Origin of the sequence: Yoonia sp. R2-816, assembly GCF_046762905.1 — a bacterium.
Taxonomy (GTDB): Bacteria; Pseudomonadota; Alphaproteobacteria; order Rhodobacterales; family Rhodobacteraceae; genus Yoonia.
Genome location: NZ_JBKQXN010000117.1, coordinates 1 through 21286, shown reverse-complemented (window position 1 = coordinate 21286; position 21286 = coordinate 1). Strand labels below are relative to the sequence as shown.

Here is a 21286-nt window from a genome sequence, read left to right as displayed (position 1 = left end):
TCGCAGCCCATCAAGGTCGCAACCCCAGGATATCCTGGATACTGCGCCCTGTGTCCCGCTGCTGCTCTAGGTTCTCAATCGTTTGCTTGATCTCCTGCTCCGTATCGCGGCGCGCAATTTCCTGATTATCCTGCTCACCCAACACACGGCCCCAGGCCACGGAGTTTTGCTGAAGTTGCGAGGCGGTGAGCATCCGCAGGTCCACCAATTGGCGACTCATCGTGCCTGCAAGCTCGTTGGCCACTTGCAGCGCTTGCATCTGGCCTTGCTCATTCCCGATGCGTCCCTGGATGGCGTCGATCAAAGCGGCATCGCTTTCGACATCCTCAAAGGTCAAACCGGCCTGGCGAAGCCCGCTTTCCAGAGTACCGTTCCAGGTGTCCAGCCATTCATCGTACCGCTCAGTCAGCTGGGCGTTTTCCAGTGCCGTCGGGTCATACGCATCCGCAGTCACGGCCCCCGATCGCAGGAATGTATCAAGCGCCCGACCATCACGCGCAACAGCGCCAGCCTCTTCCAGAATGCCCCGCATCTGAACGACTGTACCCGTTATCTCGTCCTTGAATGCATCTGGCAAGCCTTGCGTATTGTACATGATCGTCTCATAGGTCTGCATCAATGTACGAACCTGCTCGAGGTTTGCGGACAAGACGTGCGACATCTGCACAAGGCTCTCTCCTTCAAGGAGGGATATTTGCTGCAACTGCAACCGATTCAACCATTGTGTCGTCTCGAGAGCGCCGCCTGTCCCTGCGACGGTTCCGGCTGTGGCCGGCGCTGATGAAAGCATGGCCAGCAGCAGGGCACGTTTCACTATCTGCGATGTCAACATAGTCGTCTCCTAACTTGCAGCGTCGTGTTGAAGATCTTCAATCCAGTAGTCAGGTCTCTCTGCGGCAAGACGTTTGGCACGATCACTTGCCGTCTTATCGGTCTTTGCAAAAAGGCTTAAACTTGCGGCACCAAACCTGAAGTTCATGACCCGCGACCCTTGCGGCTTCATGACGTAGTAATCTCGTTTGGGCTCAAGCATCGATATGACTTCAATCTGGCGATCCGTCAGGTTGAACTCGCGATAGGCATCAGCTGTCTTTTTTGAAGCCGCCCTCGCATTGGGCAAAAACACATAGGAGTGTACGTTTTCAAAACTGGCACCAATACCTGAGTTGACGAAATCACTGACTTGCTGTGTGGCCATGACGATTGAAACGTTTTTCTTCCGCACCTCCCGGAGCCATTCCGCTATTTGTGTCCTGAATAATGCGTGACGCAGGAAGGCTGCGGCTTCATCAAAAACAACCAGTGTTGGGCGACCATCAAAGCGTTGTTCACAGCGACGGAAGATATAATCCAAAGCCAACAAGGAAGTTGCCTCATCGTATTGAAACAACTCTTCAGCTTCAAATACGGTCAGCGGTTTCCATTCCAGCGTATCGATCTTTCCGTCCAGGATCGCTGGCCTGCCCTCAGACCCAAGAAAGCGCTCAACGGCCGTGCCCGCATCTTTGCCAAGAACAAAATCACGGATATCGGTGAGCGACCCACCACCCGTGTCAGAAAGATTGCGCACGGCTTCAACCAATTCGTCGCCATCTTTGGGTGAGGCGTCTTTATCGGCCAGACGCGGGATCATCCGGACCCACTTCTCCGCCCATTCCTGACCAACCTCTTGGATGTTGCCGAGCGGCGCGAGCCCGCGCCCCTCGCCAGCACCAAACTCGATAAAGCTGCCACCTACTGCGTTGCAAAGATGGCGACTTGAGCAATGTTTATCGAAGTAGAACACCTGCGCATTCTCATACTTGAGAAAATGCGCGGCGATCGCGCCCAGCAATACGGACTTACCGGCGCCTGTTGGGCCAGCAACAATCGTATGACCGACATCTTTGACATGAAGATTGAACTGGAACAATTCACCCCTGGCGGAATGCGCCAGCATCAGAGGCGGTGATTTCGGCGGGAACCTATCACAAGGACAATACCGCTCTCCGTTCCAGAACGATCGATAAGGGATAAGCGTTGCGAAGTTAAACGCCGACATTGTGCTCGAGCGGGCTTGCATTGCCATGTGACCCGGGAGTGAGCCGAGATAGGCTTCCCGGGCATTCACGCGTTCCCGACGGCCTCTAAATCCATTGGCCATGAGAACCTGGTCAACAGCGGCGATCTTGCGACGCAAGTCTCGTGCCGGATCTTCGCCATCTCCAGCCAAAACCGTAATTGTACTCGTGAGTTCGCCAAACCGAAGACCGCGGCCCAAATCAACGGATACCCCGTCCAGGGAATTGGCCATCATGTCTGCGTGGAGATCCCGGTCCTGAGATTGCGCCCCCAGTATATTGCCCAGAAGATTGGAGCCCGCTTGCCGCCAGCGCCTGCGAAGAGCGGTGACAGCTGCGCGGGTTCTGGTCTGTGATTGAACAATATAACGCACCGTCCAGCGGTAATCGAAATCCAGGGTCTCAAGGGCTGCCAAAGCATCAAGATCGTAATCCTGCGGCCAGCTTTCAATACTGATAAATGCCGCCTCTTGCCCGTCCAGACGCGGGACTTCCTGGAATCCCGGTTGTTCGTAGTCCGCGGCTAATGCTGCGTCCAGATAAATGTCCTGTTGCCGGGAGAGGCGTTGCTGGATCGGTCGACCGGCCGCCATCGTCGCCACCAGATCGGCAAGTTCATCAGTTTCAAACGACCCACCGGATTCCGTCTGCACTTTATGCGTTCCAAGGCGGGTCAATTCAAAGACTGAACCAAGGATGTTTTGGACGACCTCCCGACGACGTTCGAACGCCTCCAGCCGTTGTTCCATAGTCGGGAAATCATCTTCCAACGCACATCTGTAGACGACATGAATGCTGTTCTCGTAAATCTCACCGTCGGTTTCAATTTCCGCGTTTTCGCTGACCACAAGAGCCACCGCAGGTTCAAGGTGATCTACGTCGGTCTGACTGAGCTTTGCTGTAGGCGCTAAAGCCCGCCAAAGTGTGAGCCATAGGGCATCACCCTCTTGCAGCTCGCTCACCCCCCGCGCAACCCGCTCCAGGGTGGCGTGGAGCTCGTCAGGATCAACGCTTTCGTTGTCCAGCCCATTCAGCTTCCACCCTGCAAGAAAACCATCGTCTTTGCAGATGATCACACCCGGCGCGACGCGGTGCGCGTAGTTGAGCATGTCTGACATCTGCATGAACAAACCCCTCCTGATCTATCGCTTCGAAACGCGAATTCTGGTGCGACCAACTTGCAGTGAGAAACGCCTCAAGGACCGGTCCGCAATGAGTTGACGCCCATCACGACTGACACGCACATTGACCACCCCGTTGCTCTGGCCTGTTCCTGCAAGCAAGACAGGCGTTTCGCCGCGATAATTGTCGGGCAGATCAACATATGTTCTCTGGCCATCCGTGTAGACGCGGAGCGGCCGGAAATCTCCGTCGCCAGAAATGGTGTAGTTGAAATCCAGGTCTTCAGCCGGAACTGCGCCTTGCGTGGTCTCGACACCGCGCTGCCTGACAGCTGCGGCGCGCGCGACCTCTGCCGCCTGACGTTCAGCTGCCCGTGCTGCCGCGGCCCTTGCCTTCCGCGCCTCTGCGGCCGCTGCCTGCGCGGCCAGATGCTCTCGCATTTCACGCTCACGCGTGTCGGGGTAGCTAAATGTCAGGATATGGGTATGAGACGTGCGCGAGGGCACCAACATGATCGGGTAAATCCGACGATCTGTATAAACCGTCAATGTCGTTGTCTCCGCATCGTCCGCCGGTTTGATGGCAAGGTACTGCGTATCGGTGCCATCGGGTGATGTCCGTAAGCGGGGCGTCATAATCCAGCGGGCCGGATCGGCCAGGATGGGCGTATCGCTGAACTTTTCCCCCGCCTCGAATTCAATATTACAGACCAAGCCGGTTTGACAGACAAGGCGCGCGATTGAGCCATCATAGGTTTGCACAAGCCGTCCCACACTGCCCATGCCAACAGATGTGGTGCGATCCATCCACTTGTCCGCCGCCTGAGAGGTTAGTTCTTCCTGGGTCAGTTTTGGGGGCGCGGCCGCCTCTGACGGCATTGGTTGCGTGACAATAACAGGTGCGACAGGTGCGGTATCCGCTGTCTCGGCTTCAGGAGACCTCTGACCAAGCTCTCCAGCCCCACCTTGTTCTGATTGCGGTTCATTTGTGCCGACAACATCCGGAATCGTCGACGCATTGCCGCTCTGGATCTCTGCAGCCATCTCTTGCGTTAGCAAGTCTATGTCAGGTGTTTCCTGGGCGAGCGTGTGCCCACACCAAACGGCAAAAACGGCAGAGATCATAAATGAATTACGCATCATAATGTGGTGCCTTTCAGGATGGTTCGTGAGGTCTCACACGGCTCTAGTGATGAGACAGCGGAGCTGTGCTGGACATGTAGAGGGTGTTGGGGTCGTACATCATGCCCGAGACATCAGAACCTGTGAGAAACTGCACAACATTGACGGAGAAAATCACAAACCCGACCCCCAACAAAACCATCGGAACACGACGACCGAAGCCACCAAAGTCAGAACCGAAGATGATCATTCCACCCATCACGACGATAGCAATGACGGCGACACCGATTGCGAAGCCGCCCGTCAAGAACCCGACAAACTGACCAATGGGGTTGGTCGTTCCTCCAAATATTTCATTTGCCTCTGTCATTTTGGCCAGGGCTTGATACGGAAACAGGCTCATAGCTCCTGCGACAAGAGCTGTGTTGATAGTCGTTTTCATGTGTAGATTTCCTCCAGGACAAATGTTCCGTTCACACACGCTACGCGTGCTAATTCTGTAACTTGTGGGGCGTCTTGCCCGCGCGACAGGTGCACAACCAGATCCAACGAGCTGGCGATCAAGGCATCAATGCCGCCTTGAATCTCCTCTGCACACAGCATCTGGACCCGCGGAAGTACGTCCATCGCACTGTTGGCGTGAATTGTGGTGATGCCGCCCGGATGACCGGTGTTCCATGCTTTCAGCAACAATGTCATGACTTTCCCCGTGCGCACCTCACCGACGATGATCCGCTTGGGAGCCAGCCGGAGCGTGGACACCAACAGGCGATCCATACTGATCTGTTCTGAACTGATGAGTCTAAGTGTGTTTGGCATTGGAACCTGAAGCTCGGCTGTGTCCTCAAGAACCACACAGCGCTGATCAGCGGCTACGTCTGCCAGGTAAGCCAGGCACGCATTGGCAAAGCTGGTCTTGCCTGCGCCGGTCCCACCTGAAATCAGCAGGTTATTCTTGTCTTTGATGGCCTGCCTGATCACAGACAGAAAGCCCGCGTCACGCACAAACTCACTCAAATCGGAGACCTGGTCCCGGTGCCTGCGGATTGAGAAAGACGCACTGGCGACGTTGGGCGGGAGTATCGCTTCCAATCGGTGATGCATTGTGGCGATGCGCGTGGAAACAATCGTCTGGTCCGCAGTATATGCTGCGTTTCCCTTATTGGCGCAGTATCGAATGAAGCGCTCCGCCTCCTGTGGACGCATCTCCCCTGCCCTTTGCGGCGCAGACCCGAAACGCTCAACGAACAATGCACCATCGTCATTGAGAGAAATCTCGACCACTTGATCATCAATCAAATGTGCCCAAACGGACCCCGCCAGATCAGCGAGGCGGGGATCAACAGGGCGCTTCAAATCGCGGCTCATTTGAAGTAACCTCGCGCGCATAGCGTAGAGGAGCTTTCCACCATGCCGCGGATCGACCAGGCCATGTCACAACCGCTTCTTGTTGCCGGATGTGAACCTATACCCTTCGCCAGCTGCGTTATGGGGTTTCTCGGCATCACAGCGATCTTCAGCTTTTCTCCAAACGTGACGATCCCTTTGCTGCCCTTGTTCATCGGCGTCATAATCTGTTTGCGCAAAATTGCGGAGTTTGATCCGAAATTCTTTCGGGTCGCATGGACAAACACCATACCCGGTATCCGCTCTTCGATCCGCGGGACGCTTGGTGTTGGGCAAACCCTTTGGGACATGCCGACGGCAAGACGATCCATACCAATGATCAAAGACAAGAACGGGCGACGCGGGTTATAAGTCACACTTGGTCCTCCTGCTCTTGCGCCGCCAAAACCTGCGCAGCCCAAGCCGGAGGCTTCAACAACTCGGCAATGAACACACCCACCAGGCTCGCAAACTCCGCCTTGCCTGTGCGCAGGTTGAGCTCACGGGCCAGGGATTTGGTAAAATCATCCATGGATACGCCGTCATGCTGCAGAAAGATCGACAGGCAGATGCAAACGTCGGACGCCAGGGTTTCAAGGTCGGACCCGGTGCGATAACCGCTGTCATAGAAAACCTCGCGAGGCGTCAGCCCATCCTCAAAAAAGCCGATACTGATATAGATCGTCTGCTCTGCTGCTGAAGGATTAAGTGGCGATTGCCATACGACGCGGCGGCTTTCAGAACGTCGGCGGTTTGGGAGTTTCCTGCGCATCTCCTATCCCCCTATGCGAAACATCACGAAAATCATCGCAGATGCTGTCATGGCCGCCGGAACGCCAGCCGGATATCCACATTTCCAGAACGGCTTATTCCGGATGGCCATGTAGGAAAGACAGGTCGCGAAGGAGAACCCGGCAAACAGCGTCACCGTCAACACGAGGTACTTCAAACCACCGACCGCAAACATCGCTCCAAACAGATAAATGTCACCCTGACCAATCAGGCTACGGCGGCGCAAATAAATCATCAGACCACCTGCAACGCCAACAAGGCCGGCCAACAGGCGATCTGCAACAACGACCACCCAGGCTGTCTTCGAATACAGAATTGTATCAGGTGTTGGGGTCGCGTTGAGAGCGCTCGCCACCAGGTAACTTGCCGTCGCAGCGAAGACCCACCACGGATTTATCTCAAAGCGGCGCATGTCCTCTATCGCCACTGCCAACCAGGCAACAAGAGATCCCATGACCAATACCATCACCGCAGCTCCGCGAATGCTGGCAATTCCAGAATGGTAATGTCAGAGACCGCATAAACGCCGGTCTCCGCCAGCTCATAATTGCGAGACAGCTTCAGGCGCTCACCCACCACAGCCGTCGCCGTAACGACAAAACTATCACTCTTGACAACTTCGACCTCAAAACCGCCCCGCGCGCCTCGATCATCGATCTTGAACCCGGCTTGCTGAAGATATGCGATGGCATAGGTCTCGCAGCCTGTCTTGCGGCGGGGCGCGATGATCACCGTATCCGTCAGTGAGACATGTGTGTAAATCTGCTGTGCGAGATCGTACCCGATCGCACATTCTTGCACGGGTGTCATGCGTGGCGATGCCAGGCCGAAAGGCTCAAAGTTTGATGTGCAGCCAGTGACAGCTAAGATCATGACCAATGCCATACCCCTCGATTGACGCATTGCCGCATCTGCCAACGTCGTCAATTTGTTCCCCATATGCCGAATGTGACCGGGAACAGCGCGCAGAGATGCGCCATGTCAGGCGCACAAAGGCCACTTGGCACCAGGCGCGTTTCCATGAGCGCTCCATCAGATTGCTGCAGGGCCTCTTGATAGGTTTGAATGGCGCGCAACTGTTTGATGTTGGCGATCAGATCAGCGCGTGCGATTTGCAGGTCGCGAAGCGCTTGATCATTCTCATCCCGCTGACCGGCGTGCTCCTCCGCAATGCTTGAAGTGCTGACCACAATCATCGCCACACAAATTGGTAGCGACCATTTCAACATCCCGTACATCCCCCGGTGACAACGGTCTGAAACACACCTTGATCTGCCGTCATGTCGCTGCCGACCCCGAGGCTTCCAGTGACAACGCTTTCGGCATTCAACTCTGTTGCAACGGTTATTGCATTTGCGGAAATCGTCCCCTCTACTTCCGCAGAGGCTGCCGAAATAGCGCCGCTCGCCGAAACCGATCCTGCCGTCAATTCGCCGTTTACGGTCATATCCTCAACCTGCGCTGCTCCGGCAATCGTGGCATCGACAGTCGTCAGCGTTCCGGACACAGACACAGCATCGGTGACGTTGATATTGACGCTCTCCAACACACCGGACACAACATCTTCCGCAATAAGCGTCTGTAATGTGAGCTGCGACGCTGACAAATTTCCGGCGTTAACGATATCATTGCCACCCATGTCCAAAGGCGCCGACATCTGGTTGAGAACAACACCGCCAACCGTCAGGGCATCCCGGTGCAAATAAGGCCGCACATCAGCATCAAAGTTCAAATAACGCACGGCGATCAAATCATTGACAGCAGGCCAACCCAGAGCTGCTTGAAGTGTGCTGACATCCCAGTTCAAGCCCACGCCCTGCAAGACCGTTGGCTTCCAATCTGCCACGTAGCCGATGAGACCAGTGCCTGCCACCGAGGATGGCACATTGACCAGCTCAGCAGTCCCGTGCGCACGCGCCAGAACAATGACTTCCGAGGCTTTCGGCGCATAGAGCCAGAGATCCACAGCGCGACGCGTGGGTGATGCGCTTGAAAAGCCATCCATAACCAATCCAGTGGCTTCCAGATCTGCAACACTCACTTGCAGGATATTGCCAACGCCGATTGTCGTGATCAAATCCTGCAGATCGCGCCTGACATAGCGCTCGCCCAAATCCGCCAAATCCGCGACCCGTTGGATCTCGACCAGATTGCGCTTCTTGTGCCCTTCCACTTCGAAGAATCGTATTGCTTCACTGACGATAATGACGCCGACAAATATCGTCAGAACCGCCTCAAACATGGACAGGCCGCGGCGCGCGCGATGCGCGTGGCGTCGTTTGTTTAAGCGGCGTAGGATAAGGGGTCTCAACATCCATTACACCCATCGATTGCTGTGAGGTTATTGACTGTCAGGCCACCGCCCAGAACATCACCGCCGACGAAGACATCACGGTCGATCGTGATGAGATCAGCCTGCAGCCTATCGCCAACACTTACTGTTCCCGCCTGCAACTGACCCGGCAGGGTGAGAGCATCACCCTTCAATGTGCCGGCGTTCACCGTTTCACTGTCTGAGGTGTTAATCCCATCATCACTGTCTGCAATTGTCACAGTCCGGGCATTGAGTTGGTTCACAACGACCATAGCGTCCGCGATGAGCGCATCGCTGACCGCCAGACCGCCCGCATTCAACTCCGCTGCGACAAAATCTACGCCCCTGAGCGATTGTGTGGTCAGGTGACCTTTGGAAACCATTGACTGCACATCGGCCGTCTCAACAGCCACCTTGAAAGACGCAAGAGCTTCCAGGCTGCCGACATTGATGATGTCCCCCGCCGTCGCAGCATCTGCAGCCATGCGAAGTTCCGCGCGCATGGATTGCCCGCTGTGTCCCACCCAGGGTTCACGCAAGACCCAGTCACTTTCCACAGTAACAAAAGGATAGGTCAAGACAGGGACTTCAGTGACAAGCGGATCACGCCCCATCACGGCAAAGAAGACCTGTTCAACCCCGACGATTTCTTCCCCTTCACCAACACTGATTGCCCAGTCAACGAGGGCTGCGCGAAAGCTTTCGCGCGTCAACACATCCACACTGGATGCCACTTCAAAAACCAACATGCCGGTCGCGATAGGCGCCTGGGTCACAGAAACCGCATAGGCCCGCGCTGTGATTCCGTTGGCCAATGGAACAGGCGTATCCCCGACCCAATGCGCAGGTTGCATCGCGCGAACCCGCAGGGTCTCCGGAATTCGATGCACCTCCAGACCTGCCACGCCTGGCAGGGTATTATACCCCATCAAGGTGTAGGCTGAGGCTTCAGATAAACCGCAAGACCAAGACAGCGGATCCATGGCGCAGTTGCGCACAAGCACTTCCCAACGTTGGGCCATGACAGATGCGACTTCGGCGAGATGGCGGCCGGATTCGCGTTTTTGCGCACGCCCCAGATCTTCAATCACGTAGTTGATCATGACCACCCCGACCAACAACCCCAATGTCACTGCAAACAGCGACACGCCGCGCCGATGACGTCGGTGGGGTCCTGCGTAAGACAGGTTGCGGATCAGAGTCACGGCAACTCCTTGAATGGATGGATACTGACGCCCCATGTGTCCCACAGTAGAGCCACTAGAATTTAATGCCGACATTATAGAGCCCGTCGGTTGCACCCGAACACTCCGTCGAGATGTCCGCATTGCTGTATGGAAGCTTCAATGGTGTGCCACCATTTACAGTCACACCATGCACGGTGCGACCAGGGTGAATCATTGCCTCCAACAGCTTCTCACAAGGCCTTTCCTTGAGATCATTCACGGTGATGGTGAAGTTATGCGTACCGTTCCCCATGACGCTCATGTCGGTTCCGAATGGCGAGCGCATGTGATAAGTCGTGCCAGTCTTGTAGATCTCGCGATCTGAGAATTCACCGCGGCTCTTGATGATTCCAAGAAGGCTGCCGCTGTCATACGTCGGAAACGCGCGAAAGCTGCTTTCAACACTCGCCGCAGTGCGCATCATCAGTGTTTGCAGCTGAACGTTGCGCACACCCGTCATGACGCTGTTGTAAATTGCGATCGTGCCTGCAATCACCATCACGAAAATGGTGAGGTAAAGAATTGCGCTGAACAGATCGGTGCCACGACGCGAACGACGACCTCGGCGAGGGCGTGCTTTATGTATTTTTGCAGTCGTTTCTTCCTTAAACATCCATTTTTCCTCTATTAAGATGGCGGCGGGCCGTCGGTCTTTAACGGCTTCTACAGACCACTCTGGACCGATGAGATGACGCTGAAGATGGCGGTCACAACGCTGATGATTACTGCGGCAATGAGCGTGATCAGTACCATGTTGATGATTGCGGCTTTGGCCTTCACACGCTTTTCCGCCGCAAGCATCCAGCGATCCGTGTAGACACCAAAGTTCTCAAGGGCATTCGGCTGCCCGGCCAAAACCCCCATGACCGCGTTGAGCTCAGGATCAGGGAATGACCCCCCTCCCTGAAACGCCTCCTCCAGAGACTGACCACTGTTGAGCGCTTCGGCCATGCGCGCCACATTCGTACTTGTGTACCGGCTACCGTGTTTGGTCATATCAGCCAGTGTTGGGCCACTGATCGTGCCCCCTGAACGCGCAATTTCAACGATCGTAAAAGCAAAGGAGGCACCCGTTGAAAGACGGTAAAAGCTCCATGGCGGATAGCGATCCAAAAACGCGCGAAGCTTACGGATCGCACTGCCGTTCGCACTCGCCAGGAGTGGCAAAGACAGAGCGATCAGCACGCAGAGCACCACAAACCCGATTGCGCCGATCCATCCGCTGACAATGACGAACTCTGATACACTGGCCATAAAGCGCGTAAGCGATGGCCATTGATTGCGTGGCGTCAGGGCTTCGAATGCCGGAAACAGCCGCATACCCATTGCAATAATGAGCCCAATCACAGCCAGCAGCAACGCCACGGGTTTAGCCAGGGCTTCAAACACAGCATTGCTGATGAGTTTCTCATTGCGCAAAACCCGCGCGGCACCACGATAGACAACCGAACCCGTCACCTTGCCCACATTCGCAAACAACAAGGCTTCTGACCCCTTTGCCACAAGCTTGACGGTTTCGGCGAATGCACCACGTGCAAAAGACTGTTCGAGGTCTTCAAGCACCATCGCGGCAGCGCGTTTCCCGCGAAGGCGGAACATGTGGGCGGCAGCTGCGATCGCACGATTGTCGTCCAGCCCGCTTTCCATCAGATCAGCGATAACATCCCAGGCATCGGCGCGATCCTTTGCATGAAACATCGATCGTGCCATTGCGATGTTCCACGGCGGCAGGACGGCAGACATTGCGTGCCTGAGTTTCAGAGGTTGCGTCGCGGCAGCCAAATCAAGCCCCCCGCCCTGTTGCGGCGGCGACGGACTTGGGCCCGAGAGCCACATCCCCCGCACCACGGTCACGGCCATCGTCTGGATCAACCAGACCCATCAGCACATCACGGCGAATTTTTTCCCCGATCGTGACGCCACCAAGCCCACCTTGCTCTTTCGGCTTGCGCCAGTGTTGCATCGCACCCAACCCGTCGTTGCGTCCAATACAGGCGAGGTAAGTCTCATCAGGCGCAACCAGCTCGCCCACCGCAATGAGGCGCTCATAGCCCGCCCATGCGATCTTCCCTACCCCAGTGTAATCCTTCACACACGCAGGACAGCCGCCAGGTTTGCGAAACCGCAGGGCGGCAAGTTGGTCGGCATCAAGAATGCGTAAATACTTCGGCAAAACCTGAGAGCCGTCGAAAGGGACGGAGCAGTCTTTACAAAGATGTGGCACAAGCTTTTGCTGAACCATCACCTTGAGCAAGCCAGGACGCGCAATCTCGGCCGCCGGTATGCCCCACCCAATCAGGCGGAACGGTATTTCGTTGACGCTGTTCGTGTGGATCGTCGTGTAGCACATGTGCCCGGAACTGACGAACTGCAGAACCTGTCGCGCACCGTAACCGTCTCGCATCTCCGAGATAATCCCGACGTCCGGATTAACACGGCTGAAATGCATCAGCGCCCGGCGGTACACTTCTTCACGGTTCTCACCATCACCTGCCGAAGACACCGGAATTTGCATGATCGCCGGATCATCAAGGCGCATCTCGACCGGATCTTCGATCGTGACGACGCTCGTGCGCCCTTGCTTTTTTTCGATCAAACGTTGAACCGAGCGGATCAGAGTTGTCGACTTACCATCCCCGGTCGATCCTCCAACAATCATCGCCCCGTCACTGGAATGACGCATACTCTCAAATGCCTCAAGGATCTCCGCATCAAATCCAAGGCTTTCAATTGTCGAGGTGTTCTTGTCGCCTTCGTTATAGAAAAAACGCACCACATGATGGTCGCCAATATCAGCCGCGGTCTCATGAAATCCGCGTTGGCCGCGCAGCTTTACAACCCCGCCCGGCAGGCGCAGCGTTTCTGTGGACGTAATGGAAAAGGACTGGAAGCTTCGTTGTTCACGGACCGTCTGACCCGAACCCTCCTCACGGGCGTTGAACAGGCACTCCAACGCAACGCGTCCTTCGTCCCGTGTCCATTGGTCTTTGAAATCATGCCAGGCGCCACCAACCTTCATGCGAAGATCCGTATGGAAGTCGCGTAAAACGATTGCCAAATCACTGGCGCGCGCATTGGCACAATCCACGAGCAGACCTTCAACACGCATGCGAACATCCACAGTACTGGCAAGTGTGGTACCGTCTGTTTTATCTCCGGCCCGCGGCGCCCGGGCATTGTAGGCTTCCGCCACCTCTGAGAGCGTAACGATGCGGGTTTCAGTGATGGCCGGGATGCGCCCGGTATCCACCAGCTTCTTGCGCTCTGTTCGCATCTCGGCGTCATGCTGATAGCCGCTCGCCACCAAACACAACCCATCCACCTGGACTGCACACAAACGCCGAAACTCAGGCGAGCCGACATCGAATGTTCCATTCTCAAGCAATTTGGCCAATGAGCTGTTGGCTTGTTTTGGCGTGCGGAATTTGAACAGCATGTGTGTTACTCACCCCCGCGTGGCGTCACCACAGTAGCATCAACCTCACGCGCCGCACCGGTTTGCAAATTGCGGTAGGTGATGTTGGGGTTAACAAAATGCCCTGACGGCATTTGAGACACCATCGTCAGTCTTACAGAGCCGGCACAATCACTGAGAACAACAGATGGCGCGCCGGCTTCGTCACTCCAGGGCACGTTGACTTCGGAGACTTCCACCTCACCTGCGAGAAAATCGCCTACGCCAATGCTCACACTTTCTGCGTAGTAGTCGCCATTCGGATTATGACTGTCGACAAGGCCCAAAATGCCGCGAGGCTCACCCCCGGCGGAATTTGAAGAACCAATCAAAACATATGCTGACGCCGGGCGTGGCTCCACACAGGTTGGCGCGGAAACACTTTCCGCCACCACCTTTTCTGCTTCAACAGGCGCATCGGTCTCTGCCGCCTCCCCACTGTCGTCATTCCCACCAGAAGAGTCGAACAGATCGCGCGCGTCCGTTAGACTTGTTGAACTGGCCACAGCGGCAGGCAGTACGCTCGGAGCTGCGCCTTCCACCAGCTCACGCGCAGCACGGAGATCCGCATAGCTTTGCACCAGGGCTGCTTCAGCGTCCATGACTTGACGGAACAGATCGTCATGTTCCCGACACAGATGCATCACTTCGATGGCGGTCACATAGCGGGCTGCGGCTTGATAGCCACTTGTGGCTTCGTCATAGGCAGATTGCAGGAGATGAATAGGGCACTGAACGGTGCCCGTCTGCGCAACAATCTGCGCCACCGGCCTGTCGCCTGACACCTCACCAGACGGTGAGAAGACACGTTGGGTTTCCGCTTGTGTCGCAATAGCCTGTTCGGGTTCTTGCCCGTATGCGGGCAAAGCCGCACTGAGTGTGGAAAAAACAAGACACCCGGCAAGGGCATTCCTGAGCTCAAAGGGCCGGGGCACTTGAAGTCTCATTCTCCCGCCCACCCCACAGCCGATTTCAAATCAGTGATTGGAACATAACGTTCGTCGTTCGTCTCCAGATTGGTGACGAAGATCCCGTGTGCGCGGGCGTCTGGATACCAGGTGAAATACACACCCTCCGGCGTGGACATGGTGAACGCCGGCTCAAACCGGGCACCAGCCGGGATGACATCGCCAAGGGGCTTGGTCAGTTCCTGCCCGATGATTTGCTGGAGAAAAACCCGTGTGTCGGGAAGTTCCGGATCGTTGGAGAAGGACCACTGAGTTTGGCTTGCCTGACGGTCAACAGCGATGTCAAAGACCCATTCACCGTTTTCAATGACGTTAAATACGTCGCCGGCTTTCGAATACGCCACCAACGTATCGAATTCCCCATTCCCGTTGAGAATCCATGCAAGACCCGGGTTGGCGTCAAGGACGTAGTAAAATCCGAGTTTGCTGTGAAAAATCTCGTTCGGGTAAGCCTGGCTTGCAATGGTTTCAATGGGCGCTGTTTCGGCAGAAAGGCCTAATGGCATGAGGTGACATAACAACACACCGGCGGCGCGTATTGCCAGCCTGATACATGTCATTGCGCGGCCCCCTGCACCTGATCAAAAGGGATCGCCGTGAACGCAGTCACTAGATCCGGACGGTGGATGCGCTGGCCCGGGTCCTGCTCGACCAACTCAAAATAATTCCAGGATGTTTGTTTCTCGTTCACGAAGGTGCCAAGGCTTTCGGCCGACGGAAACTCCGGGCAGACCGCGTACACGGCGGCCGGAATGCCGGCTTGCAGGTGGCCTTTGCGCACGTCGCCCCAGTAACGGCCGAACACACCAATTGTGGCGAGTTGCCCCGTTTCGGCCTTGTACTGCATGTTGGCGTAACCGACATACCCATCGGATTCGGTTGTTTGCATAAGTGGATAGTGAACCTGGTATTCAGGGATTTCGTACATCCCCGATACCCAATCGTGAGGAGCGTAGGCGCCCTCTTTCGGGCGTCCGGTCTTAAAGCTCAGGACACAGCCTTCCTCGACGCCGTTGGGCCCATAATATGCCACGGAAATTGCGCCATATGCCTTGCCAAGACCGCCGCTCTCTTCATACCCGACGAAAGTATGACCTGTGAGCAACTCCACGAGATCGGGTTGTGTGACATTCTGGAGAACAGTATCCGCCGATTTAAACTGCCCTTGAATGTCCCAATGATCGTAAACGGCTCTGTTGGCCAACAGATCGTCGACTGTAAGCTCAGCACAGCCAGCAAGTGCCAGAACGGTTGCACCAATCATTTTCCGCATATCCATTAGGCATCCTCCTGGATTTTTGGCGGAGTGACAGGTATCCAGCGGCTCTGAAGCCGTTCGACCATCGCCTTGTATGTCGCAAACGTCTGCTCGGTATCCCCAATTGCGATCAACCGGACACAGAGATCGATTTGACTTTCAATCCAATCCCACTCGGGGTCATCCGCCGGGATTGCGGCGACAATGGCGGGGGCCATCGCGTAGTATTCAGCAATGAATGGATGCAACTTCGGATCGTTGGCCATGACGTCATCACGGAAGTTGCGTAGGGCGGTCAATGTTGGACCGTTATCAGCTTCACCACGACGCTCGACAATCGCCGTCGTTAAGAAACAACCACCGCCACCGCCTCCATCGCCACCGCCGCCGGAGCCACCTTGGTTACCGCCGTTAAACGCCTCTTTGACCGCGTTAACTCCGTTTTTGAAACTTTCTTTGGTCGCCTCCCAGGCATCGCCAATACTACCGCCACCACCACCACCAGTTCCTTTCTTACCCTCATTTCTCTTGGCGTTCAGATTGACCGACGACCCGTCACAGCGATAGTCACAGCGCTTCACCTCATCGATCTCATAGCTCGGGATGCCGTTCTCCTTCGCAAACTCACGGGCATCCTGCTCGGAACGGAAGTCGCCGATGCCGTCACCGTCCACGTCATAATATTCTGGGCCACCGTCATCGTTTGAATTGTTGTTCGAGGCGCACTGGTTAACCTGCGTGATCCATGGCATATAGTTGACCATGACGGACGGCGCGCCCCCACCCATGTAGGAAATCGTTGTGGTCTGAACGTTACGATATTGATCAAGGCAACCACCAGTTCGTCTCGTCTCACGGACTGTTGCAACATTGGTCCGCCGACAGTCATTACGTGTGGTTTCCCAATCGCCATATGTACGAATGTCGTAGGAGATATTGCTGTTTGGCAGCTCGTAATGGGTGTCTGTGATCAGGCGACGACGGTCGTAGGTTCCCTGCGGGAACGATGCAAAGACGGAACAGGACAGACCGTTCTGGGTCTCCCATTGGGTCGTGGCGTTCTCCTGCAAACGGGGGAGCTGACCCTCGCACATCAAAAGATGCGGCTCCCAAGTGGCCTCGGCACCAACGGGTGCCCATTGCTTGTCTTCTCCCTCGAGGTAATAGCCGCGCTGAGGCGGCACCTCTCGCATTTGCGCGCGATAGGTATTGGTGAGGGTTCTTTCGACGCCTGCCACAGTGCGTTGGCAATCCTGCCGAATAGTCCCAAGGCGCTCTTGTGGCGCACGACAGCCGCCATCGTAGATGAGATCAGAGGCCCAGTTCTGGGGGACCGGTGTGCCATCCGCCATCAAAGGCGCATAATCCCCGCCCCGTCGAACAGTATATTGCCCGCGTACAAAGGAGGCGCGACCAATAACAAGACCCCGATCTGCGGCGTCCGGGTAATTCGTGCAAAGGGTCGTGTCTGCTTCACTGACGCGCTCAAGTGAATGGGTGAACTGCAACTGACGTGGTGTCACATATTCAAACACGGCAAGACTCTGTCGCGACGGCGGCTGATCACCGCTCCAGATCTTGGTGTCGAGCAGACATTCTGGAATGTCGGCTGCAGAACTCTGATCATGGGTATCACTGCCAACCGGAACAAACATCGGGTTGATCTTCGTGTCCAGAATGCCAAGCATTGCGCGGCTGGTGTCGCGCTCTACAGTCAGACCCTGCAGCAAATCATGTCCGACACCAGCCTGTGCAACCAGTTCCCGAATATCGCCATAGGAGACAGGCAAGTCGGGCAGGATCGTCATGAGAACATACTCAAATCCCGGCTCCGGCAGGTTGGTGACCGGGTTCACGGTCCCGACACCGCAAAGACGATAGCGAATGTTGTAGTGGCGCTTACCATGGAGACGGGCGTCAAATGGGCGCGCGCCATCAGGATGGGTGTAACTCTCGATCCGACCCGTTTTGTTTTTGAGGACATGTTCAATGTCGAGATAACGGGGACCACCATCTTCTTCATCAGCGTAATCGGCGCGCAGATCACTGATCTGGACCAGGCGGCGCATCATTGTGTGGGCGCCATTTAAGGCCACCATTGCCTGATAGGCCGTCATTAAGTGCGCGTTCTGCACCTCCCGACGGGCATTCTGGGCTGTGTCGTCCAGAAGAGCGCTTTGGGCAATTGAAGGCGTCGGGTTACACAGCATCAGTGCCAGGGCGGAAACGGTGCCAAGTATTTTCGAATGCACAGTGTTCATGGTGTTACCTCATGGGTTGTGACGGATAGGTGAGTGGGTTTTGGCGTCAGAGCTGCGTTTGCCGGGCGACTGAAACGCGACGCCGTTGGGCTCAACAGAACCGTTGAGACATTATCCTCAAAAGTGATTGTGTTGATTTCGATCCCATCGAGAGCCCGGGCCAGCGTGAAGGCCGCTTCCAACGAGATATTGAGCTTCACCTGGTGCGTGTTGGTCGTGGGCGTCACCACTTGTCCCTGCCCTACTGAGATAGCCTGCGGCTGAGCGCTTTCTTTCAGCACAGAGATAAACGCGTTCTCGACCTGCGTTCCGAAGGACACCGAATCCTCTGACACGACAAATGGAACCCAACTTGTCTCAAGACCATGGCCGACAACGATGCGGCCTTCCTCTATCTCTTTCAGATGTGGCCAGTCACGCAGCATAAATTCTGCCATGCGCGCACTTGTGACTTCGCTACCCAAAATAGCAGCGTAACGTGCCCCACGTTGGAATTCTTTCCAAACGACAGCCGTTTCTGGATCGCCAATCGGCCTTACACTGTTCGGCAAAGCACAGCCGACTGACGCGATCTCCCAGCCAGGGACGCCCGGCCACTCTTCGCTCAGGGACGCAACACAGGCAGCAGCAAATGACGATCCATCCACCGCGAACTGTTCCAACACAACAGTCTCAGTCACCCTTGGTACATCTGACTGCGCGTTCAGGGCATCTACAAGAGCGCTTAGGCTCAGGCTCCCGAGCGCAAAAACCGAAATCGCGGCACCTGCGATCAGCGCTGCTTTTGGCGTAACGACGCGGTAAGCGACAAAAACTGGTGCGCTGTCCAGTCTCTCCTGTGAGAGAGACGACAGTGAAGGCAAAGTCTGCGGATCCAAACCAGTATCAGCAACACGGGTGGTTTCGACAAAACCGTCTGGAAGAAAAATCTGCGCGACGGCATTGGATCGTTTGGATTGCGCGGCCCATTCGAGAACAGACTGGACATCATCAAACAGTTCTTCGCTATCGATAAGAACTGACCCATCCTTGAACTGTGCGCTCCAGAAGCTGCCATCATCCAGCGGCATGACCGCAGCGATGATTTCGCGTTCAGCCGCAAGCGACATGCCCACCAAGGCCGCCAAAGGAATTTTGCCGATCAGATCTGCGTTTTTCGCTTCGGCGATACTGCCGGAATAACAGGCGAACCCCTGCCCGGCGGCCCCAAAGCGAACGGTCTTGGCCAGATGAGGAAACCCGCCGATTTCCCACGTCAACCCAACGGCAACTGGTTGTCCCCCAACCGAAGAGAGACGCGGCTCCATCAGCTGTCACCCTCGGCGACCGCCAAAATAGCGGGCCGCACCAGGACGATCATCCGGACCTTATAAACTTTGGCGTCGCTGGTGCCGCCGAGGAAAAGAATACTTCTCCGCTCAGTGCGCGTTGTATATTCCTGCTCATATCCGGCAAGGACAAGGGTCTCACCTGGCGACAGGATTGCGTCGTTCTGCAAGGCGCGCTGGTCAATGCTTGGCAGTTGTACTGTTGAATCGGACGATGTGAACTCATCAAGCCCATTTAGACTGGACTGCAGAATTGTAAGGCTCAGGTGGATGTTGCCATTGTTGACGATGCGAGGCAGTGCGTGAATGGAAAGGCCGCTATCGACGGTCCCTGTCTGAATTGAAGTGGATGTCACGCCATCGGTTGTCGACGTTTCTGTCCCTGATACGTAGTTCGTGGAACTGCGGATAATCGTTGGGGTCCAGACACCGGATTGGGCAATGCTTGAAGCCTGGCGGAAATCAACAACCGCTGCATTGCGCGCAAGCGCACGGAACGACAACGTCGCATTGCCGCCCGTGAGCGTCGCAACGCCATTGCCCGCAAGAGCAGTGGTCAAACCGGAGATCTCGTAGCGAGACCCTGATCCCTCGATGCCGCCTTCAAACTCGGAGAGCTTTTCGCTGTCCACAAAGAAGATGCCAATCTCAAGCCCGATGCGTGCGCCATAAATCGCTTTGAACTCATCGACGACACGCTCCGCAGCCGCTTGAACGGACGGTGGCCCAAGTACTGTAATTGTGCCTGCATTACGGTTCAGCATGAACTCACCAGGGGGCGGTACCGCTTGTGCAAGGCGTGTTTCTATTTCTTCCCAAGGCTCAAACCGGGAGTTACGTGAAAGCGAGACAGTTGACCCGGTCGCCTGCAGGCCATCCACCGTTGAGGAGAAGCTTGACGATCCTGTTGGCAGGGGAACCTGATAGCTTGCGGTCACCATCGAATCAAAAACGATTGCGGTACCGTCGTAGTTCCACTGGGTATCTGTACGGGCCGCTACAATATCGAGCGCCCGTGAGAGTGCCCCTTCATGTTTGAGCGTAATCCGCGCTGATGGGCGGACATCTACGGCGTCCCAGTTTCGGGTAGAGTAGAGAGTGCGAATATTGACCGGGATGTCATTTTGATTGGTGACGGCAGTCGCGAAGTCAGAAAGCGAGCTGTTGCGGAGATTGAAGGTGCTGCCCTTTGCAGCTTCAACGCGTTGCGGCAGGCGTTGACCGCGCGTTTGTCCGAGTGGAACACGAACTGCTTCACCGTAGTAAGGGCTATCGACAATCTGTATTTCGCCCCGTTGCGCCGCTGCAAGCCGCGCGGCTTGCTCACCCGTCAGACGGGCCGCTTCGTTAATCCGAGCATCAGCTTGATCATGCGTCTCACAGGCGGTCAGGCCAATCGTCAGGGCGATCAATGCACCGTTACATAGCGCGCGCCACATCACAGACCTCCAATCTTGATGACGTTGTTGCTGAATACCTGAACGGCCGGCGCTGCCCCTTGCGCGCCAAAGCCGCGAACAACCCGCTGCAAAACGTCCCGAAACGAGCCTTCCTCGTTCACATCCACAGCGAAGGTCCAATCCTCGTTCGTTTCAACAACGACTGTGTAGCCGGCGGCGCGGGCCCATCTCTGGACCGCAACGAGAAAGCTCTCGCCTTGGCGGGCAGTCCATCTTGGGATCGGTGCTGGCGTCGGTAGGGCAGGAGCCGCATTGGGGGAAGGAATTGCCCCCTGCCCTACCATGCTTCCTGCACAAGGAAGGCGAATAACAGTGCCTACGCGCAAAGCATTTACATTGCGGATGGTTGATTGATTAAGGGTGGCGATTTCTCTCCAGCGTGCCGCGTTACCCAAGCGTGCCGCAGCAATGCGCGACAACGTATCACCCGCGACAATGGTATATGTGCAGTTCGCGGCAGCCGGTGTGTTGGCGCCACCTGTCGCATCAAGCGGAGCGCGCGTGCGGTTCAGGGCTTCACGAAAATCGGTTTCCGG

22 protein-coding genes are annotated in these 21286 nt (G+C 55.9%); all 22 read right to left on the bottom strand.

What is annotated here, in order from left to right:
- Nucleotides 1-10 precede the first annotated feature (10 nt).
- Nucleotides 11-649, bottom strand: a complete 639-nt coding sequence (locus ACFWW2_RS02440; protein WP_393925845.1) for a hypothetical protein — start codon at nucleotides 647-649, stop codon at nucleotides 11-13.
- A gap of 192 nt (nucleotides 650-841) precedes the next feature.
- Complete coding sequence (locus ACFWW2_RS02435; protein WP_393925843.1) at nucleotides 842-3184, bottom strand: hypothetical protein; 2343 nt, start codon at nucleotides 3182-3184, stop codon at nucleotides 842-844.
- Between the two features lie 18 nt (nucleotides 3185-3202).
- Complete coding sequence (locus ACFWW2_RS02430; RefSeq protein WP_393925841.1) at nucleotides 3203-4225, bottom strand: TrbG/VirB9 family P-type conjugative transfer protein; 1023 nt, start codon at nucleotides 4223-4225, stop codon at nucleotides 3203-3205.
- Between the two features lie 142 nt (nucleotides 4226-4367).
- A complete protein-coding gene (locus ACFWW2_RS02425; protein WP_393925839.1) occupies nucleotides 4368-4745 on the bottom strand; it encodes a TrbC/VirB2 family protein in 378 nt (125 codons plus the stop codon).
- Entirely contained in the window at nucleotides 4742-5602 is an 861-nt protein-coding gene (locus tag ACFWW2_RS02420) for an ATPase, T2SS/T4P/T4SS family (RefSeq protein WP_393925837.1), read from the bottom strand. The genes ACFWW2_RS02425 and ACFWW2_RS02420 overlap by 4 nt, the downstream gene beginning before the upstream one ends.
- A gap of 65 nt (nucleotides 5603-5667) precedes the next feature.
- Nucleotides 5668-6066, bottom strand: a complete 399-nt coding sequence (locus ACFWW2_RS02415; protein WP_393925835.1) for a hypothetical protein — start codon at nucleotides 6064-6066, stop codon at nucleotides 5668-5670.
- Nucleotides 6063-6461, bottom strand: coding sequence for a hypothetical protein (locus tag ACFWW2_RS02410; protein WP_393925833.1), 399 nt, complete (start codon nucleotides 6459-6461; stop codon nucleotides 6063-6065). The genes ACFWW2_RS02415 and ACFWW2_RS02410 overlap by 4 nt, the downstream gene beginning before the upstream one ends.
- Before the next feature lie 3 nt (nucleotides 6462-6464).
- Nucleotides 6465-6947 carry a hypothetical protein gene (locus ACFWW2_RS02405; RefSeq protein WP_393925831.1) on the bottom strand — a complete coding sequence of 161 codons (483 nt, stop codon included), beginning with the start codon at nucleotides 6945-6947 and terminating at the stop codon, nucleotides 6465-6467.
- Nucleotides 6947-7291: a hypothetical protein gene (locus tag ACFWW2_RS02400; RefSeq protein ID WP_393925829.1), complete on the bottom strand. Its 345-nt coding sequence runs from the start codon at nucleotides 7289-7291 to the stop codon at nucleotides 6947-6949. The genes ACFWW2_RS02405 and ACFWW2_RS02400 overlap by 1 nt, the downstream gene beginning before the upstream one ends.
- Before the next feature lie 113 nt (nucleotides 7292-7404).
- Nucleotides 7405-7710, bottom strand: a complete 306-nt coding sequence (locus tag ACFWW2_RS02395) for a hypothetical protein (protein ID WP_393925827.1) — start codon at nucleotides 7708-7710, stop codon at nucleotides 7405-7407.
- Nucleotides 7704-8795, bottom strand: coding sequence for a hypothetical protein (locus tag ACFWW2_RS02390; protein ID WP_393925825.1), 1092 nt, complete (start codon nucleotides 8793-8795; stop codon nucleotides 7704-7706). Before ACFWW2_RS02390 ends, ACFWW2_RS02395 begins: the two co-directional genes overlap by 7 nt.
- Nucleotides 8789-10000: a hypothetical protein gene (locus ACFWW2_RS02385; RefSeq protein ID WP_393925823.1), complete on the bottom strand. Its 1212-nt coding sequence runs from the start codon at nucleotides 9998-10000 to the stop codon at nucleotides 8789-8791. The genes ACFWW2_RS02390 and ACFWW2_RS02385 overlap by 7 nt, the downstream gene beginning before the upstream one ends.
- Nucleotides 10001-10055: 55 nt before the next feature.
- The gene (locus tag ACFWW2_RS02380; protein ID WP_393925821.1) at nucleotides 10056-10634 is read right to left on the bottom strand and encodes a hypothetical protein; all 579 of its coding nucleotides are present in this window, start codon (nucleotides 10632-10634) and stop codon (nucleotides 10056-10058) included.
- A 50-nt stretch (nucleotides 10635-10684) separates the two neighbouring features.
- Nucleotides 10685-11731, bottom strand: coding sequence for a hypothetical protein (locus tag ACFWW2_RS02375; RefSeq protein WP_393925818.1), 1047 nt, complete (start codon nucleotides 11729-11731; stop codon nucleotides 10685-10687).
- Nucleotides 11732-11804: 73 nt separating this feature from the next.
- A complete protein-coding gene (locus ACFWW2_RS02370) occupies nucleotides 11805-13457 on the bottom strand; it encodes an ATPase, T2SS/T4P/T4SS family (RefSeq protein WP_393925816.1) in 1653 nt (550 codons plus the stop codon).
- Nucleotides 13458-13462: 5 nt separating this feature from the next.
- The gene (locus ACFWW2_RS02365) at nucleotides 13463-14242 is read right to left on the bottom strand and encodes a hypothetical protein (protein WP_393925814.1); all 780 of its coding nucleotides are present in this window, start codon (nucleotides 14240-14242) and stop codon (nucleotides 13463-13465) included.
- Nucleotides 14243-14418: 176 nt separating this feature from the next.
- Entirely contained in the window at nucleotides 14419-15003 is a 585-nt protein-coding gene (locus ACFWW2_RS02360; protein ID WP_393925813.1) for a hypothetical protein, read from the bottom strand.
- Nucleotides 15000-15722 carry a hypothetical protein gene (locus ACFWW2_RS02355; protein ID WP_393925811.1) on the bottom strand — a complete coding sequence of 241 codons (723 nt, stop codon included), beginning with the start codon at nucleotides 15720-15722 and terminating at the stop codon, nucleotides 15000-15002. The genes ACFWW2_RS02360 and ACFWW2_RS02355 overlap by 4 nt, the downstream gene beginning before the upstream one ends.
- Nucleotides 15722-17962 carry a hypothetical protein gene (locus ACFWW2_RS02350; protein WP_393925809.1) on the bottom strand — a complete coding sequence of 747 codons (2241 nt, stop codon included), beginning with the start codon at nucleotides 17960-17962 and terminating at the stop codon, nucleotides 15722-15724. The genes ACFWW2_RS02355 and ACFWW2_RS02350 overlap by 1 nt, the downstream gene beginning before the upstream one ends.
- A complete protein-coding gene (locus ACFWW2_RS02345) occupies nucleotides 17959-19269 on the bottom strand; it encodes a hypothetical protein (protein WP_393925807.1) in 1311 nt (436 codons plus the stop codon). The genes ACFWW2_RS02350 and ACFWW2_RS02345 overlap by 4 nt, the downstream gene beginning before the upstream one ends.
- Nucleotides 19269-20729, bottom strand: coding sequence for a secretion protein (locus ACFWW2_RS02340; protein ID WP_393925805.1), 1461 nt, complete (start codon nucleotides 20727-20729; stop codon nucleotides 19269-19271). Before ACFWW2_RS02340 ends, ACFWW2_RS02345 begins: the two co-directional genes overlap by 1 nt.
- Nucleotides 20729-21286, bottom strand: a 558-nt coding sequence (locus tag ACFWW2_RS02335; protein ID WP_393925803.1) for a TcpQ domain-containing protein, incomplete at its 5' end; no start/stop codon positions are given. The genes ACFWW2_RS02340 and ACFWW2_RS02335, both read right to left, overlap by 1 nt.